Source organism: Kitasatospora cineracea (genome assembly GCF_003751605.1).
GTDB lineage: Bacteria > Actinomycetota > Actinomycetes > Streptomycetales > Streptomycetaceae > Kitasatospora > Kitasatospora cineracea.
Genome location: NZ_RJVJ01000003.1, coordinates 724,226 through 741,310 on the forward strand (window position 1 = coordinate 724,226; position 17,085 = coordinate 741,310).

The 17,085-nt window shown below is 74.4% G+C and carries 15 protein-coding genes; 8 read left to right on the plus strand and 7 right to left on the minus strand.

Translation table 11 applies throughout. The annotated features are described in order from the left end of the window. Positions 1-37: 37 nt before the first annotated feature. The 3 genes from EDD39_RS37335 (at position 38) to EDD39_RS40075 (ending at position 2,165) form a co-directional block, all read left to right on the plus strand. On the plus strand, positions 38-913 hold the full coding sequence (locus EDD39_RS37335) for a helix-turn-helix domain-containing protein (RefSeq protein ID WP_123563996.1): 876 nt from the start codon (positions 38-40) through the stop codon (positions 911-913). Beyond that, a complete protein-coding gene (locus EDD39_RS37340; protein WP_123563997.1) occupies positions 910-1,269 on the plus strand; it encodes a DUF2255 family protein in 360 nt (119 codons plus the stop codon). Before EDD39_RS37335 ends, EDD39_RS37340 begins: the two co-directional genes overlap by 4 nt. 719 nt (positions 1,270-1,988) lie before the next feature. Continuing rightward, entirely contained in the window at positions 1,989-2,165 is a 177-nt protein-coding gene (locus tag EDD39_RS40075; RefSeq protein WP_162870342.1) for a hypothetical protein, read from the plus strand. 788 nt (positions 2,166-2,953) lie between these two features. Here EDD39_RS40075 and EDD39_RS37345 read toward each other — a convergent pair. The 3 genes from EDD39_RS37345 to EDD39_RS37355 all read right to left on the minus strand — a co-directional run bounded on the left by EDD39_RS37345 (position 2,954) and on the right by EDD39_RS37355 (position 7,261). After that, positions 2,954-4,396 (minus strand): carotenoid oxygenase family protein, encoded by a 1,443-nt coding sequence (locus EDD39_RS37345; RefSeq protein ID WP_123563998.1) that lies wholly within the window; start codon positions 4,394-4,396, stop codon positions 2,954-2,956. Between the two features lie 651 nt (positions 4,397-5,047). Beyond that, complete coding sequence (locus EDD39_RS37350) at positions 5,048-6,145, minus strand: flavin monoamine oxidase family protein (RefSeq protein WP_123563999.1); 1,098 nt, start codon at positions 6,143-6,145, stop codon at positions 5,048-5,050. A 69-nt stretch (positions 6,146-6,214) separates the two neighbouring features. Next, positions 6,215-7,261, minus strand: a complete 1,047-nt coding sequence (locus tag EDD39_RS37355; RefSeq protein ID WP_123564000.1) for an alcohol dehydrogenase catalytic domain-containing protein — start codon at positions 7,259-7,261, stop codon at positions 6,215-6,217. A 131-nt stretch (positions 7,262-7,392) separates the two neighbouring features. Between EDD39_RS37355 and EDD39_RS37360 the strand changes: the two genes are divergently transcribed. Then, positions 7,393-8,337, plus strand: coding sequence for a LysR family transcriptional regulator (locus tag EDD39_RS37360; protein WP_123564001.1), 945 nt, complete (start codon positions 7,393-7,395; stop codon positions 8,335-8,337). A gap of 751 nt (positions 8,338-9,088) precedes the next feature. Continuing rightward, positions 9,089-9,622, plus strand: coding sequence for a DinB family protein (locus EDD39_RS37375; protein WP_123564003.1), 534 nt, complete (start codon positions 9,089-9,091; stop codon positions 9,620-9,622). A 281-nt stretch (positions 9,623-9,903) separates the two neighbouring features. On the opposite strand, the gene EDD39_RS37380 is transcribed toward EDD39_RS37375, so the two are convergent. Next, entirely contained in the window at positions 9,904-11,286 is a 1,383-nt protein-coding gene (locus EDD39_RS37380; protein ID WP_123564004.1) for an erythromycin esterase family protein, read from the minus strand. A gap of 315 nt (positions 11,287-11,601) precedes the next feature. Here EDD39_RS37380 and EDD39_RS42885 point away from each other — a divergent pair, with 315 nt between their 5' ends. Next, a complete protein-coding gene (locus EDD39_RS42885; RefSeq protein ID WP_482796754.1) occupies positions 11,602-12,120 on the plus strand; it encodes a DUF4259 domain-containing protein in 519 nt (172 codons plus the stop codon). Here EDD39_RS42885 and EDD39_RS37385 read toward each other — a convergent pair. From EDD39_RS37385 to EDD39_RS37390, 3 genes are all read right to left on the minus strand, one after another. Continuing rightward, positions 12,060-12,554 carry a GNAT family N-acetyltransferase gene (locus EDD39_RS37385; protein WP_123564005.1) on the minus strand — a complete coding sequence of 165 codons (495 nt, stop codon included), beginning with the start codon at positions 12,552-12,554 and terminating at the stop codon, positions 12,060-12,062. The genes EDD39_RS42885 and EDD39_RS37385 overlap by 61 nt on opposite strands. Before the next feature lie 214 nt (positions 12,555-12,768). Then, a complete protein-coding gene (locus EDD39_RS40080) occupies positions 12,769-12,942 on the minus strand; it encodes a hypothetical protein (protein WP_162870343.1) in 174 nt (57 codons plus the stop codon). Between the two features lie 476 nt (positions 12,943-13,418). Then, entirely contained in the window at positions 13,419-14,027 is a 609-nt protein-coding gene (locus tag EDD39_RS37390; RefSeq protein WP_123564006.1) for a TetR/AcrR family transcriptional regulator, read from the minus strand. Between the two features lie 135 nt (positions 14,028-14,162). Here EDD39_RS37390 and EDD39_RS37395 point away from each other — a divergent pair, with 135 nt between their 5' ends. Then, the gene (locus EDD39_RS37395; RefSeq protein ID WP_244257499.1) at positions 14,163-15,671 is read left to right on the plus strand and encodes an APC family permease; all 1,509 of its coding nucleotides are present in this window, start codon (positions 14,163-14,165) and stop codon (positions 15,669-15,671) included. 4 nt (positions 15,672-15,675) lie between these two features. Next, positions 15,676-16,941, plus strand: coding sequence for a carbon-nitrogen hydrolase family protein (locus tag EDD39_RS37400; RefSeq protein ID WP_244257500.1), 1,266 nt, complete (start codon positions 15,676-15,678; stop codon positions 16,939-16,941). Positions 16,942-17,085: the final 144 nt, after the last annotated feature.

The following is a 17,085-nucleotide window of genomic DNA, read 5'->3' on the forward strand; positions in this document are numbered from 1 at the left end:
GTCCCACGACCGCCGCGCCGCACCGACACTTGGAGGCATGACTTCAGACTCCGACGCCCGGGCGCTGGGCGCCTTCCTCAAGGCCCGGCGAGCACAGCTGGCGCCACAGGACTGCGGTCTGCCCGAGTCCGACTCGGTCCGGAAGGTCACCGGACTGCGTCGCGAGGAGGTCGCCCGGCTCGCCGCCATCAGCGTGGACTACTACACACGGCTGGAACAGGGGCGCGTGCGGGCATCCGCGCCGGTGTTGTCCACCTTGGCCCGTGCCCTGCGTCTGGACGACGATCAGCGCAGGTACCTCCACGAACTCGCCCGCCGCACCGACGCACAGCCGCGACGCCGCCCCGCCGAGCGCCTGCGTCCGGCGATGAGACGCCTGCTGGACCAGCTCACCGAAACCCCCGCGCTCGTCCTCGGCAAACGCCTGGACATCCTGGCATGGAACTCCGCCGCCGCAGCCCTCTACACCGACTTCGCCGCACTCCCGGCGAACCGGCGCAACTACCTGCGGCTGCTGTTCACCGACCCGGAGGTCCGGCACCTGCACCGGGAGTGGGCCCACGACGCCCGGGAGGCCGTCGCCGCCCTGCGCATGGAGGCCGCGACCGACCCCGACGGCCCCGGCCTTGCCCGCCTCGTCGGTGAACTGTCGGTGCAAGACGCCGACTTCCGCGCCTGGTGGGCCGAACACCACGTCAACAGCGCCAGCTACGGAACCAAGCACTACCGTCACCGCCTGGTCGGCGACCTCACCCTCGACTGCGACACCTGGAGCAGCTCGGACGGCTCCGGACAGCGCCTGATGATCCTCACCGCAGAAGCGGGCAGCCCGTCCCACGACGCCCTGCGCATCCTCGCCTCGTGGACCACCCCGCAGCCGACCGGCGAGCGAACCGGAGACATGACGCCGTGACCACGTGGACGCCCGAGGAGCTCGCGCACCTCACCGAATCCCGATCCCTCGTCCTCTCGGCCGGAGACGGGGGCAACCCCGGTGTGGAGCTCGGCATGGTCCTGGTGGCCGGCCGGCTGTATGTCCGCGCCTACCGGGGCCCGCGGTCCCAGTGGTACCGGGCGGCGCACGAACAGGGCCGCGGACAGATCCGTGTCGGGGCGGTGACCCGCGACGTCTTCCTGCATGCCCGTGCCAGTGCGCCCGCGTCGGAAATCGATGCCGCCTACCGGGAAAAGTACGGGCAGGCGGCCGACGCTCTCGTCGCCAGCCCCGCTGCCCGTGCCGCAACCACATGGATCGACCCGGTGCCCTGACCACCGGTCAAAGTCGTGCGCCGGCCCCGGGGCTCCTGGCCACTCAGGCGTTCACGGTGAGATCCAGCCCGAGCAGGCGCTCCAGCTCCGCCACGGCCTTTCGTGAGTCCGTTGCGTGAACCGTGGCGAGGCCCAGCACAGCCACGGGGGCAGGTGCAGCCCGCAGTCCTCGGAGATCACCACAGCGCCGCAGTCGGGGCTGTACCCCGCACGGAGGTCCCACGGCGTCCTGCCGACCGAGTCCGACAGGACCATTACCGTCACCCCGGCGCGGTCCGGTCCGGCGCGCAGCAGCGGCCTGAGCGACGACGGCCTCCGCCGGCCGCAAGTCGGCGAAGGTACGGCCCGCCAGGTTCCGATGCTCCACCAGGCACGCCCCTACCCCGGCCACCCGCCCTGGTGGCAACTGCCCACCGGCTGGGCCGCACGGTGGTGCCGGTCGACGGCCGGGACGCGGGCGCTGCGCCGGTGCCACCGATGCGGCCGGAGAGCCGAGCGCTTGTCGAAGCCGTCTGCACCCGGACCTCGGCGAGCGCCTGGCCGCCGCCGTCACCACCCCGTCACCACCCCGTCACCACCCCGGACGCGCCCGCGGCCACCGCGCCGGCGTCCGTGCTCGGCCCCGTCCGCTGTCCGGCCGGTCGGCCGGAGTCCCGGCCGGGCCGGGTCGGGCCGGGTCGGGTGGGGCTGATCGGGTCAGGGTGGGTCAGACTGTGCGCATGAGTTCCGACCGCCGCCCGCTGGGGCTGGCCTTCTCCGAGCCCGCCGTCGACCACACCTTCCCGGTCGGCGAGCGCCCGCTCCCGTTGCCCGCCGAGTGTTCGCCGTTCCTGGAGCCGGGCGGGGACGCCCCCGCCCAGCCGCCTGCCGGCCGCGTTCGCGCCCAGCAGGTCTGAACCCGCACCGCCCGCCTCCGGCAGCCGGTGGTGCGCGCCGCAGGCAATGGGCCGCGGCGCGCACCACCGGGTGCGATGCTCCCCCCCGGCGACGCCCCCGTTTCCGGGCCCGGGTCCGCGCCGAGCCGCGCCGGCTCCGGGCACGGCTCTTGTTCAGCGGACGACCACGTGCACGTGGTCGGCGAGCACTTGGACCAGACCGAGCACGGCCGCCAGGAGCAGTCCGCCGGCCACCGCCGCCGCGATCTGCCCGCGCGTGCGGCCCGGGGATCGCCACGCCCCCCACCGTCATCCGCGTGCGGCCGGCCGGGCCACGCTACGGCGCGGGCCGCTCCACGCCGTCCCACCCGGCCCGCCAGCACCGGCCCGCGGGTCCTGCTGGGCCCCGTTCTCCGTCCGTCCCGACCCCCCTCTCCACGGCTGATACGGACGCGGACAGGGCTGCGCACGGGCGTCGTTCGCCGTCCCGGGCAATGCGGTCGCCCTGTTCGAGGTCGGCACCGCAGGAGCGCCAGGCGGCCGGTCAAGGGGGCACCGGGCGGCCGGTTGCGCAAGGGCGGGACCCGCTGTTCTCCCCGGTGGAGGCAGGGGCCTGACCGGCCGTCAGGCACGGTGTAAGGCAACGGAACCCTCCCGACTTCCCCGTGCCCGCCCGTACCGGCCGCTAGGGTGCCGGGCATGCCACAGCAGCGGGCGGAGGCCGAACTGCACGGCGGGCCCGACGGACGGCGACAGCGCTCACGTCCTGGCGGCCCCAGCGGCTGCGCTCACCTGTTGCGCTCCTGTCGTCAGGGCCCTTCGGTGGGCAGCCACGCACCGTGCAGGCCCAGGGGGACGCGGACCGGGATGCGCACGCGGGCAACGGGGCCCGAGGCCGGGTCCTCAGCGGGCAGGACGAGGAACCAACTCGTGCCGTCGGTGCGGTCGGTGGCGAAGGTCATCCAATAGCCGCGGTCCTCCGCCGACGCCCGCGCTCCGGACTCGGGGGCGAAGACGGGTTCGCCGACCGCGAGGTCGCCTGCGTCCCAGACTATGGTGGCGCCCGTGTCGAGGTCGTACCAGCGCAGGGCGTCGTACTCGCCGGCCAGCAGGTCGCCGCGGCCGGTTCCGGTGGCCAGGGCGGTGAGCCGGTGGCGCCGACCGGTGAGGCGGTCGTCGATGCGGGGGAACTCGACCCGGGCGTCGTCCAGGACCGTCCGGGAGATTCGGGCGCCCGCCGGGTCGATCCTGGCGCGTACCAGGCGCGCGGTCGCCGGTCCGGACCCACCGCCCGGTTCCGGGCCGACGGTGAGCCGGTTCCACTCCACGTAGTCGAGGATCACGGGCGCCTGCGGCTGGGGCCCGTCGTCGTAGGCGTTGACCGAGTGCCACATCCAGAAGGCGTCGTCGTGGGTCCACACCGGTGCTGTGCCGTCGCGGGGTACGAGCACCACCCGGGTGCCGCGCTCGGGCCGCCAGGCCAGGAACGAGCCGCCGGCCATGGCGGCGTCCAGGTCGAAGAAGGCCGGGGCGAGGACGAGGACGAGGTAGCGGGCGGTGACGGCCATGTCGTGGATCATCAGGGGCTCGTCGACTCCGGCCAGCGGGGTCGGTCCCCGGCTCACCGTCCCGTCCGGGCCGATCACCGACCAGGTCAGGTAGGGGGGTTCCAGGGCGTAGCAGAAGACGGCCATCTCCCCCGTGAGCGGGTCGACCTTGGGATGGGCGGTGATGCCGGCGGGCAGGGCGCCGTCGAAGTCCTCGCGGCCCAGGGTCGCCAGGGTGGCGTCGACCCGGTAGGGGCAGGCGGATTCGGCCAGCGCCAGCATGCGGCCGGCGTGGCGGACCACGTTGATGTCCGGCAGGTCCTTGAACGTCCCGGCGAGCTCGGGCCCCACCTCGTCGGCGTCCGGGAGGATCATCGACTCCAGGCCGCCCCACAGGGCGCGCCCGGCCCTCTCCTCGGCGACGAGCGCGGGAGTGCGCACGAAGCGGTTGAGGTAGCGGGCCCGGCCGTCGGAGATCCGCACGGCGTGCAGCATCCCGTCCCCGTCGAGGGGGTAGAGGTAGGAACCGATCGGGGTGAAGCGGGGGTTGGGCCCGTTGCGCACGTACATCCCGTCGAGTCCGGCCGGCAGCGTGCCGGTGACCTCCAGGTCGACCGCGTCCACCTCGTCGGTGACGGGGGCGAAGGGCCCTGACAGGTGCGGTACGCGGGTGGGGTCGAAGCCCTTCGTCGCGTGGGTGCTCAAGGTGACCTCCAGGCACGGCGGTCGACAGGAGCGCGCGGAAGTCCACGCCCGCTTGCGGCCGCCCCTCTCGTCCCAGTGAAACGCGCACCCCCGCCGCCCCGCCACCCCGTCGCCGGCCACGCCTGCCCGGCGGCCGCGGTGGTGCGGGCCGGTGCAGCGACCCTGCCCACCGGAGTCCGGTCGACGCCGGCGACCGGCCCGGTCTGATCGCCCACGCCGAGCTCGGCCCGCGTGGTCAAGGGCTTCCGCAACGGATCCCCTCCTGCCGCACCGGGTTCTTGCAGAGTTTCCCGTCCGGCTTCGTGGCACGGCACCCGTTGACCATGCGCAGAGAGTGACGGTTCGGTGCCTTTCCGGCAACACGGCCCCTCTCCCCGAAGGCCGATCCGGTCAACGCCCCTACGCCTCCCTCCCAAGAGATCTGACGTTGTGCCAGGAAGTGGAGGTCTCGGGGCGCCGATCGTCGAGGGAGCGTGTCCGGACCCCTGGTTCAGCGGGTCCGGGGCGGCAGGAGGCGGAGAGCGATCACGGGCAGGACGAGGACCGCGGCGGCGGCGTTCAGGCCGCCGAAGCCGGTGCTGTGCACGAGCGGTCCGGCGAGCCCGGCGCCCACCGCCGCGCGCCGATCCGACAAGACCGACCGGACCGGACCTAGCGGTTCTCCCTGTCGGGGGCCGGGGTGGCGGTTGCGGCCAGGACGGCGCGGGCCGCGCGTTCGCCGGCGGCCAGGGCGCCTTCGATGTGGCCGGCGTGGCGGGTGGCGGTCTCGGTGGAGGCCCAGTGCAGGCGGCCGTCCAGCGCGGGCTGCCGGTAGCGGGGGTGGCCGAAGAGCGAGTGGTCGTCGAGGTGGGCGACGGTGGAGGGGGAGGTCCACTCCTCGGTGCTCCAGTCCTGCACGTACAGGCGCTCGGGGCGGGCGGCGGCCGGGCCGAAGAGGCGGGCGAGCTGGTCGGTGACGGCCTGCTCGAAGCCGGGGTGGACGGTGCGGGCGTGGGCGAACCCGAACAGGGCGGCGGGGGTGCCGTCCGGTCCGGACATGTCGTGGATCTCCTGCAGGGGTCCGGTCCGGCTGAACGCCGCTCCGGCCAGGCCCGCTTCGCGCCAGAAGGCGCGGGGGTAGTGGGCGACGGCCTTGACGGCGGCACCCATCCACACCGGGGTGGCGCGGGCGAGGTGCGCGAGGTCGGCGGGCAGGGTGTCGGCGAAGTCGATGCGTTCCAGCGCGAGGGCCGGCGGCAGTGCCAGGACGAGGTGCCGGGCGTGCAGCGTCCCGCCGGGGGTGTGGACGGTGAGGCCGTACGGGTCGTCCGGGCGGACGGCGGTGACGGGAGTGCCCAGGCGCAGCGTGCCGGCGGGCAGCGCGGCGGCGAGGGCGGTGGCCAGGTGCTGGGCGCCGGTGGTGAAGCGGCGGGCGGGGGCGTCGATCAGGTTGCCGGTCAGGCGGCGGATGCCGACGGCCTCCTGCACGACGGCGTCCCCGTCGAGGTGCTGGTCGAAGGCGGCGATTTCGTGAGCGTCCGTCAGGGCGCGCACGCGGTCCTCCCCGGGCCAGAACCAGGTGGCGCCGAGGTCGAGGGCCCGCCCCGCCGGCGGCCCGGGGACGGGCGCGGAGAGCAGGCGTCCGCCGACGCGGCCGCGGGCCTCCAGGACCACGGTGTCGAGCCCGGCGGCGCGCAGGCCGGTCGCCGCGGTCAGGCCGGAGGCTCCGGCGCCGACGACGATCACGTCGTGGTCGTCGTGCTGGGGCATGGGTGGGTTCCTTCCGGTCGGGTGGGGTCGGACGTTCGGTGGCGCGGCGCGGCGGTCGGGCCGACGGGGTCAGTCGGCGTCCGCGGCATCCGGGGTGTGCGCGGTGTCCAGGACGACGCGGAAGCGCGCGGCGCCAGAGCGCAGCCGGTCGAGGGCTTCGGCGGCCCGCCGCAGCGGCAGGCGTTCGGCCACCGGTCGGATGCCGTGGGCGACGGCGAAGCGCATCGCCTCCTCCGTCTCGCGCGGGGTGCCGGTCAGCTGTCCGGTGAGGGTGTGGCCGTTCATGACGAGCCGGGCCGCCGGAACGGTGAGGGAACCGGCGTCGACGCCGACGAGGGTGAGGCGGCCGTGCGTGTTCAGTCCGGTGAGCAGTTCGCCGGCGGGGGCGGTGGAGGAGGCGGTGTACACGATGAGGTCGGCGCCGCCGAGCCGCCGCAGGGCCGCGCCGGGTGCCTGGGCGTCGCTGTCGATGTAGTGGTGGGCGCCGAGGCGGCGGGCCGCCTCCTCGCGGTCGGTACCGCGGGCGACGGCGACGGTCTCGTAGCCGAGTGCGGCGGCGAACTGGACGGCGAGGTGGCCGAGTCCGCCGATCCCGAACACGGCGACCCGCCCACCGGCCGGGGTGCCCGCGCGGCGGACGGCGTTGAACGCGGCCACGCCCGCGCAGCCGAACGGGGCCGCGTCGAGGAGGTCCAAGCCGTCGGGGACGCGGGCGAGCGCGTCGGCGGGCACGGTGACGCTCTCGGCCCAGCCGCCGGGGTAGGACAGGCCGGGCACCTCGCGCTCGGGGCAGTGGACGACGTCGCCCGCGCGGCAGCGCTCGCAGTGCCCGCAGCTGCCGCCGAACCAGCCCACGGCCACCCGGTCGCCGACCCGCCGGCCCGCGACCCGCTCTCCCACCTCGGCGACGACGCCCGCGACCTCGTGGCCGGGGACGACCGGGAAGGCGGCTCCCGGGCCGGTGGCGGCGGCGGTCGCGAGGTCGGCGTGGCACACCCCGCTCGCCGCGACGGTCACCCGCACCAGGGTGCCGGTCGGCGCCCCGGCCGCGGACCGGCGCAGGCGCAGCGGGCCGCCCGGCTCCGTCACGGTCATCGCGCTGACACGCTCCGACATGCTTCCTCTTCCTCTCGGCTCCACCGGTTCACATAGCTGCTGGTTATGCTGGGGCAGCGGAGGCCCCACCATAGGCAGCCGCGCACCGGCGGGGTAGGGGACGACGGCGAATGGAGCGATAAACAGTGGCTATGGTCGACCGGCTGAACCCGGAAGGGCTGCGGTACGCGCAGGCCGTCGCCGAGACCAAGTCGTTCAGCGCCGCCGCGCGCGCCTACGGCGTCACCCAGCCCGCGCTGTCCAACGGCATCGCCAAGCTGGAGGAGCGCCTGGGCGGCAAGCTGTTCGACCGTTCCCCGCGCGGAGTGACCCGGACGCCCTTCGGCGCCCGGATGCTCCCCCTGATCGAGCGCGCGGTGCTCGCCCTGGACGCCGTCGCGGCGGAGGCGAGGCGGCTGACCGCGCCCGGAGCGCAGAGGATCCGGATGGGCGTCTCGCCGCTGATCGGCCCCCACCTGGTCGCCCGGGCCTTCGGCACCGTCCGCGACCTGCCCGCCCCCCGCGACCTCGTGCTGCGCGAGGACGACATGCACGACCTGCGCGGCGCCCTGCGCGAGGGCGAACTCGACATCGTCCTGATCCCCGCGGTCGCCGCGATGCCGCGCTTCGAGCACCGGGTCATCGACGTCGAGCCGATCGTCGTCATCAGCCCCGGCCCCGGCGGCCCTGGCCCCGACGGCCCCGATTCCGACGGCCCCGATTCCGGCGGCCCCGGCTCCGACGGGGGCGCGCCGCTGGAACTCGCGGACGCCGCCCGGGAGCGCTTCATCCTCGTCCCCGACGGCTGCGGCCTGACCACGTTCACCAAGCAGCTCTTCCGGGCCGGCGAGATCCCGCTGCGCACCTACGCCGGGGAGGCTGCCAGCTACCGGGTCCTGGAGGACTGGTCGAAGCTGGGCCTCGGCTCGGCCATGGTGCCCCGCTCCAAGCTCACCTCCCCCGACGTGCCCCACCGGCCGCTGGTCGACTCCGGACGGGAGGTGCAGATCTCCTTCGAAGCGGTGTGGAGCGCCGACTCCCCGCTCGCGGCGGACCTGCTCCACCTCGCCGACGCCCTGGCCGCCGCCCGCCGCTGACCCCACCCCGGCCCCGGCGCGCCCCGACCGGGAACGGCATCCGTGAACCCCGGCATCCCCCCCGCCCGGCCTCACCGTCGACGGCGCCGGCCTGTTCTGCGTCACCCTCCTGCTGTGCCCGCGCCGCCGGATCGACGGCGCGGCACCGGGCACCGTCGTGCACGTCACCACCACCGACCCCGCCGCACCGCCGGGCCTGCCCGCCTGGTGCCACCTGACCGGCCACCACTACCTCGGCCCCGTCCCCGACCGCACGCCCCCGGTTCACGCCCGGCGGCTGACCGCCGACGCCGTCCCGCCCCGCCCCGACGCCCCGTGGCGCACCGCGACCCGTTGGAGCGCCGACGGCAAGCGCCCGGCCGCAGAGCGTCGAGCCAACCCTAGACATACACACTCGCTATGCCTTGATTCATCACGATCCTCTACCGGTGGTGGAGAACGCTCCCTAACGTTGCTGCTGCGCCGGGGAAGCGAGGGCTTCCCCGGAGAGGCTCCCCTCGGCAAGGCATAACCATGACGTATCTTGAGGTCGCCCTGAAGGTGACACCGGCACACCGCGCCGCGGCTGCGGCCGTCCACGAGAAGTCCAGGCAGCCGTACCTGGACAGCGACTTGTTCACCCGGGCCGTGGCCGCCGCTCTGGCCCCGCCGCCGGAAGCGGCGCCCGGGGTTCGGGTCCACGACAGCCACTGAACGGCGGCCACGGCACGCCCGCCGCCCCGTCCATCGATCCGAGACGACAGGCAGAGTGATGCACGACCTCGACGAACTGCTCCGCGACTACGACCGGGCCCGCGCCTACACGGACGAGCTGTGGCGGGACCTGACGCCGGACGAGGTGACCTGGCGTCCGCACGAGGACTCCAGCGCCATCGGCTGGCACCTCGGCCACCAGGCGCACGTCGCCCACTTCATGATCCGCAACCTCACCGCGGCCGAACCCAGCCCCGACCCCGAACTGGACGGGATCATGGACTCGGCCAACCCCGAGAAGTTCCGCGGCGCGCTGCCGACCGTCGAACGGCTCACCGCGTTCCGCGACACCGTCGCCGAACGGGTCCACGCCCGGATCGGCGCCATCGCCGCCGGACGGGTCGGCGCCCCGTCCCAACTCGCCGTCGTCGCCCACCACTTGCTGATCGCCCTGATCAACCACGAGTACCAGCACGACCAGTGGATCGGCGAGGTCCGCACCGGCGCCCTCGGCCACCCGCTGCCGCCCGACCCCCGCTCGGACCGGCTGCGGCGCATCGACGGCTACCTCGTCCTCACCGCCCCCGCCTGATCCGAACCCGGCCCATCCACCTGTCAGCCTCCAGGAGCACCCCATGAACGGCGCCACCGACTTCACCGGCCGGCAGGCCGTCGTCATCGGCGGCACCAGCGGCATCGGCCACGCCGTCGCCCGCCACGCGGGCCCCTGCACCGTGGCGTTCGACTGCAGCCCCGAGTGCGGCGCCCGGACCTCCAGTGCCTCTCCACCCCGGCCGGACACAGGTGCTGTGGACCTGGGCGGCCCTTCCCGCCAGCGGGCGGAAGGGCCGCCTCGTCGGGCGGGGCGCACGGTCAGAAGGTACGGGCCCGGGTGACCTGGTGCAGGTGGATCAGGACGTCGTAGGCCCCACCGACCGCAAGCCGCGGCATCGGGTCGCTGACGTAGACCGACCCGGCGTCGTAGGTCGGCCGGGTCACGTCCAGCCAGTCGCGCACCGCCCGCGGAGCGGCGCGCAGGTCGACGTAGTAGTCCCGGTAGCGGACCCGGTCCAGGGTGTACTCGTTCATGTCCGGAGTGGCCGGCGGAACGGTGACGGTCCTCCAGTTGTCGGTGAGCACCGCGTCGTTGGTGAGGAAGGAACCGCTGTCGAAGGTGAAGCCGACGGCCACGTAGCCGCTCCCGTAGGCGTCACGCAACCAGGAGCCCTGTGGCTTCGGGTACAGGAAAGGGTCGGTGGACGCGTAGCCCGCGTGCCCGTTGTGCGCCGACACGAGCACTTTCCCGCCAGTGCGCCGCTGCCACCACGTGACGTTGTCCGCCATGGCGCGATCGCGCAACTGCTCGGCGGCGGAGACGGAGGCCGGATCGCCCAGGTCGAGCGTGGCGAAGGCGAAGGTCCGGGCGATGTTCCGGGCGTGCTGCACCGCCCAGGCGTGGTCCTCCTGGCCGGAGGCCCCGGTACCGCTCGCGGTGACCAGGTCGAGCGCCTGCTGCGCCTTGGCGGCGTTGGCCCGGCGCGCCTCGAGCGGCTCGCGCAGGTAGGCGAAGACGTCGTCGAAGGGCCGCAGGTCCCGGTAGAGCTCTTCGAGCCGGGGGAGGACGTCGGGGTCGGCCCCGCGCACGTAGGAGGCGACCTGTTCGAAGAGCGGGTCCCCGAGCCTGGGCAGGCCCAGGTCGTCGCCCACGAAGTGCACCGGACTGTCCGGCCGGCTCCGGTTGTGGGAACGCATCCACGCGATCAGTTCCGCGAACTCCTCCCGGTCCCACGGGCTGCCGCCCAGCGCGTCCTTCACCACCTGTCGCGCATCGCCCGGCCCGCCCTGCACGTACGCGTCGATCTGCAGACTGCTGCTCCAACTCGCCTCCAGGGCGAAAGCGGTGAAGCCCTTCTCCTGGACGAGGTAGCGCAGCATCCGCTGCTTCATCGCGAAGAACTCGTGCGAGCCGTGGGTGGCCTCCCCGAGGCCGACCACCTCGGCATCCCCGACCATGGCGCCCAGGGCCCGCAGGTCGGCAGTGCCGCCCCCGGCCTCCGTCGTCCGCAGCGGCCGGGCGGCCTCCTGCAGCGCGCGCACCACGGCGGAGCGCCGGGCGGCATCCGGGTCCGCGGCCGTTCCGGACGCGCCGCCCGAGGCCGTCGGCGCGGCGACCGCCACCGCCGGCATCAGCACGGATGCGGCGGCCGCCGCCACCACCAGTACTCCACGACGCCCGAACCGCCTGCTGCCAGCCATCCCTCGACCACTCCTCACCCCGGGACGACGCCGATGACCTCGGCGTCCGATGACCTCGGCGTCCGATGAGTTGATCTTCGCCTCGACGGGTCCCGTCGCGCGCTGGGGCGCGCACCCGTCCTCACCGGGGGGAAACCCCCGCAGGAACCCGCCGGCCGGCCCCCGCCCCGCGCGACACCGCCGCCCAGGAGCGGGCGCGTCGGCAAGGAACCCCCACCGCGCCCCGGTACCCGCCCGGCTGCCTGCCGGCTCCCTGTGCCGCCGGGGCATCCGCGCGCGCCCCTCCCCGGCGGTGAAGCAGTTCAGGGCCGCCAGGTGCCGGGCGAATCGGTCCGCCCGGGACGCCGCCGGTCGCGAGGCCCGCCTCGCCTTCGCCGCGGCCTGTTCGGCCGGCGCCTCGTCCCCTCGGCGCCGAGTCCTGAGGGAGCTGAGGCCGCTGCCGCCGCTGCCCTCATCGCCGCACAGCGCCCGGGCGGTGAACCGGTCAGCACAAGCCACGGCCCCGACAGAGCCCTCCCGGCCTTCGCCATCGATCTCCGGCCGCCCGCCGTCGAGGTGCTCGACCGCGTGATCGCCGAGGATCCCGAGCCCGCCGACCCGAGGATGGCCCCACCAATGCGGAAAGGGCGCCAGCCAGCACGCTCCGCTTTCCTTCCGGTCCAACTGCTGGGGCCCGCCTGCTCCCCGTGGCCGCTGGCCTTCCTGACAGGTCTGACGAGATCGTCCGGCTGGACCGTCCGGCGTGAGGACGGCGCTCCGGCCGGTGGCCGGGGCTACGGCCGGTTGGCCGCGGCCGGGTCGGCGCCGTCGTCGGCGGGCAGGTCCCGCTCGTAGTGGACGAAGCGGTCGGCCGGGACGAAGGTGTCGTAGAGGCGGCGGGCGGGGTTGTCGTGCGCGGTGAGCCAGTGCACGCGTGCCCAACCGCGGACGGTGGCGAGGTCGAAGAGGTCTTGGAGGAGCAGGCGGCCCGCCCCGAGCCCGCGGTGGGCGGGGTCGACGAAGAGGTCCTCCAGGTAGCAGACCTGCCCGGTGAGCCACGTGCTGTGGTGGAGCACGCTGTTGGTGATGCCGATCACCGTGCCGTCGTGCTCGGCGACGCGGCCCAGCAGCGGCTGGTGCGGATCGAGGAGCCGTCGCCAGGTGGAGTCGGTGACCGCTGCGGGCACGGTGGACTCGTAGAAGTCGAGGTACCCGGCCCACAGCCGGCGCCAGTCCTTCTCGTCAGCTGCGGCGAGGTCACGGATGACGATCGTGGGGGTTTCGGACATCTGGGCTCCAGGTGAGGCTGCTCGGGGGTGCTCGTGGGCGAGCGGGCCGTGGTGACGGCCGGCACAGCGAGAGTCTTGCCCAGGTCCTCCACCCCGCTCTACCCGGGGCGGCGCCTGACGAAGGCGGCCGTGCCGCCCACGGCAGGGCGCGATCGTCACCCAGCGGCCGCACGGAAGTCTCTGCCCCTCAGGCCCGCTCACGCTCCGGTTCTGCTCACGTCCGCTGCACGCCGTGCTTGGCGAGGGCCGCGAGCTGATCGGGCTTCAGCTCGCTGCGGTGGCGCCCGGCGCCGGGGAGGAAGGCGCCCAGCGCCACCGTCCGCGCCTCCTCCGCGCCGTCGGCGTCGGCCGCCGCCCGTTCCAGCCCTTCCCGGTGCGGGCACGGCACCCGCGCGCGCCCCTCCGGACGGCGAACTGCGCCAGCGCGGCGACACCCCGGGCGGAGCGGTCGGCCACCCGCTTCTCCGGCGGGAAGCCGTTCGTCACCCCGGCCACGGTGCTGCAGGCGACAGCCGGCGAGCCGGTCCGCTCGTGCCACTCCCGGCAGCGCTTCATCCCCTCCTGCCAGTACGCGCTCTTGCTGCGGAACACCCGCGCGGCCAGAGCAGTGCCAGCGCGTCCTGACTCACCGCGGTCCGGGAACGCACCGGCAGGGTGAACGCCCCCGAAACCACCCGCGCCCTCACCAGCCGAAACGGCCCTCTCCGCGCCGCGCCCGGTGGTGCGCTGGCCGCCGATCTGCGGCACGGCCAGGGCCAGGGCCTCGAGCATCCGGGCGCCGTAGGAGCGAACCGCGGTCAAGATCCGCCCCGGCGGCCCGGGGGAGGGGCGGCGACGACGTGGAGCCGGCTCGCCGCCGCGGGCTCACGGCAGCGGTCGGCCGGTCACGGCGCGGGCGTAGGAGCGCAGGGCGGCGATGACTTCGGCGCGGGTGCGACGGCCGGACAGGACCTCCATCTGGTAGCCGTCCTCCATGGCGACGAAGTTGGCGGCGAGCAGCCGGGGCGGGTCGGTGAGCGTGAAGTGGCCCTGAGCCTGGCCGAGGGTCAGGACCGAGGCGTAGACGGTGATCTGACGCTCCGTCAGGGCGCTGTCGAGGGCGGCGGCGCGGGCGTCGCGCAGGCAGCGCGGCCAGTACTCGAACAGCAGGCGCGTCATGGCGTCGTCCGGGCCGGTGGCGACGCCCTCCTCGATGCAGGCGGTCAGTTTGGCGCGGGCGTCCTCGTGGCGGTCGGCGGCCTCCTCCCGGCCACGGCTGAAGCGCTCGATGGCCTGCTGGTAGGTGGCGTGGACGAGGGCGTCCAGGTCGCCGTAGTAGAGCACGGCGGCCGGGGTGACGCCGATCTCGTTGGCGACGTCGCGCAGCCGCAGCCCCTCCAGGCCGCGGGCCACCAGAGCCCGCTGCACCGCCTCGTTCAGCTCTGCACGCCGTGCCTCCTTGCCGCCGCCACCGCGCTTGCCGGCTCCCGCCACGTCGCTTCCCCTCAGTCGGCCTGGTCGCTTGCGCAGAGTTTAACAAAATGCCGGAAGGACCTTGACAGGGCCGCCCCACACTTCTTAAATCCAGATTTAACAAAGATGTCCGAGCCACTTCCGAACGAGGAACCCGTGACACTCAGAACGAACACCGACGCACCCCCGGCCCCGCCCCCCGCCTCCGACAAGGGGCTGCGCAGCGGCTCGGTGGGGCTGCTCGGCGCGGTGGCGCTCGGGCTCTCCTCGACCGCCCCGGCCTACTCCATCGCCGTCACCCTGGGCCTGGTCACCCTGACCGTCGGCCACCTCGCGCCGGCCTCGCTGCTGATCGGCTTCGTGCCGATCCTGCTGACCGCCCTCGCCTTCCGCGAGCTCAACCGGGAGATGCCGGACTGCGGAACCACCTTCGTCTGGACCACCCGCGCCTTCGGCCCGCTCGCGGGCTGGCTCGCCGGCGGCTGGGTGGTGCAGACCGCCACCCTCATCGCCATGACCGCGCTCTCCCAGGTCGGCGCCACCTACCTGCTGTCCGTCCTCGCCCCGGACCGGTACGCCGGGAGCACCGTCGCCGTCACCGCCACCGCGCTGCTCCTGCTGGCCGGCTGCACCGCGGTCGCCCGCCGCGGCGTGCAGATCGCCGCGTCCCTCCAGTACCTGCTGCTCGGACTCCAGCTGACCGCACTGCTCGGCTTCGGCGCCGCGGCGCTCGCCCGGCCCGGCGCCAGCACGCCCTCGCTCTCCTGGCTGAACCCGTTCGCCTACGGCGGCGCGGGCCCGTTCGCCGAGTCGGTGCTGCTCTGCCTCTACATCTACTGGGGCTGGGACGCGCTGATCACCGTCAACGAGGAGAGCCGCGACGCGGACAAGGTGCCCGGCCGGGCCGTCCTGGTCTCGACCTGCGTCCTGCTCGGCACCTACCTGTTCACCGCCTTCGCCGCCGTCTCCTTCGCCGGCACCGGCACCGACGGCCCCGGCCTCGGCAACCCCGACAACGCGACCGACGTCCTGGCCACCCTCGCCCCGCCGGTGGTCGGCGACGCGCTCGCGGTGCTGGTGAAGCTGGCCGTCGCCGTCTCGGCGGTCTCCGCGCTGCTCAGCTGCCTGGTCAGCGCCCCGCGCGGGACGCTGTCGATGGCCGCGCACGGCGCACTGCCACCCGCCTTCGCCCGCCTCCACCCCCGCCACCGCACCCCGGCCTTCGGCACCCTCTGCTTCGGCGCCGCGACCGGCCTGCTGCTGGTGGTGCTCGAACTGCTCTCGGCCCGCTTCCTGGGCGACGCCATCCTCTCCGTCGGCCTGCTGATCGCCTGCTACTACGGCGTCACCGCCCTGGCCTGCGTCCGGTACTTCCGCAGCCACCTGCGCCGCTCCGCCCGCGACCTGCTCCTCAAGGGCGTGCTGCCGCTGCTGGGCGGCCTGATGATGCTGGCCGCCTTCGTCCGCAGCGCCATCGACATGTACGCCCCGAGCTACGGCGACACCTCCTTCCACGGCGTCGGCGGGGTCTTCCTGCTCGGTATCGGCTCCGTCGCCGTCGGCGCGGTCGTGATGCTCGCACTGCGCCCGCGCCACACCCGTTTCTTCCGCGAAGGCCGCCGCGCCGTCGCCGAACTGACCGTCACCGAACCCACCGAGGACTGAACCCGTGCGCACCCTGGCCATCGCCGCCCTCCAGACCGCCCCCGTCGCCCATGACCTCGAGGCCAGCTGGGACCGCTTCGCCCAACGCGTCCGCACCACGCGCGAACTGTTCCCGCACGTCCAACTGGTCGTCGTCCCCGAGCTGTTCCTCGCAGCAGAGGGCCCCCTGCTGGAGCCCGCCCCCGCCGACTGGATGCACCGGGCCGCCGTGCCGGTGCCCGGACCGCTCACCGACCGGATCGGGGCGCTGGCCGCCGAGACCGGCCTCTGGCTGGTTCCCGGCTCGCTCTTCGAACGGACGCCCGAGGGCACCGTGCACAACACCGCCCTGGTCTTCTCGCCCGACGGCGAGTTGGTCGCCCGCTACCGCAAGGTCTTCCCCTGGCAGCCCTACGAACAGGCCGAGCCCGGCGACCGGTTCACCGTGTTCGAGATGCCCGGCGTCGGCCGGATCGGGCTCGCCATCTGCTACGACGGCTCCTTCCCGGAGACGGTGCGCCAACTGGCCTGGCTGGGGGCGGAAGTGGTGATCCAACCCACCCTCACCACCACCCGCGACCGGGAGATGGAACTGGTCTGCGCCCGCGCCAACGCCTGGACCAACCAGGTCTACGTGGTCAACGTCAACACCCCCGACCCGTACGGCGTCGGCCACAGCGCCGTGGTCGACCCCGAGGGCACCGTCCGCCAGCAGGCCGGACCGGGAGAAGAAGCCCTGGTCGACGTGCTCGACCTGGACGCCGTCACCCGCGTCCGCCGCCACGGCTCGGCCGGCATCAACCGCCCCTGGGCCCAACTGGCCCGCTACGGCGCCGCCATCGAACTGCCCATGTACCGGGACGGCGTCATCCAGCCCCCGCCTGGCAGCAGCAGGACTGACCCGTGCCCCGCCCCGCGGGCCGCCCCGCGCCCCGGGGCTTCGTTCATGCGAAGCGGTCCTGGTCCGACTTCTGTGGTGCGGATGCCTCCTGCGACTGTTGACCCCGCCGGAGCGCCTCCCGGGACCGTCTGGAAACGGCCGGCGGGGGCGGCGTTCGGGGTGGTGGTTCCGGGCTGTGCGCGAAGTACTGCCCCGGCTGGAAGAGTTGCTCTTCCTGGCGGCTTCGGAAACCAGGGCGGTGCCGGTGCAGGACGACGGCGACGTGAGCCGGGCCGGTGCCAGAGCCCGGACGGCCGGGGCCGCTGCCCGAGCTGCCCGGGCAGTGCGGGCAGTGCGGGCTCGTCGGGGCAGGTGCACGGATCCCGAAAGCGGCCCGTGCCGACGACCTGACCGGCCCTCACGCCTCCGTCGACGGTCTCGAACGAGATCTCGCCACCGTCACCGCCGGCCCAACTCCGCCGCGGGGCCCCAGCGCCGCGGCGGCCGATCGCCGATCCACACCGCCCCGCAACGGCCAACGCCGTCTGGTGGGGC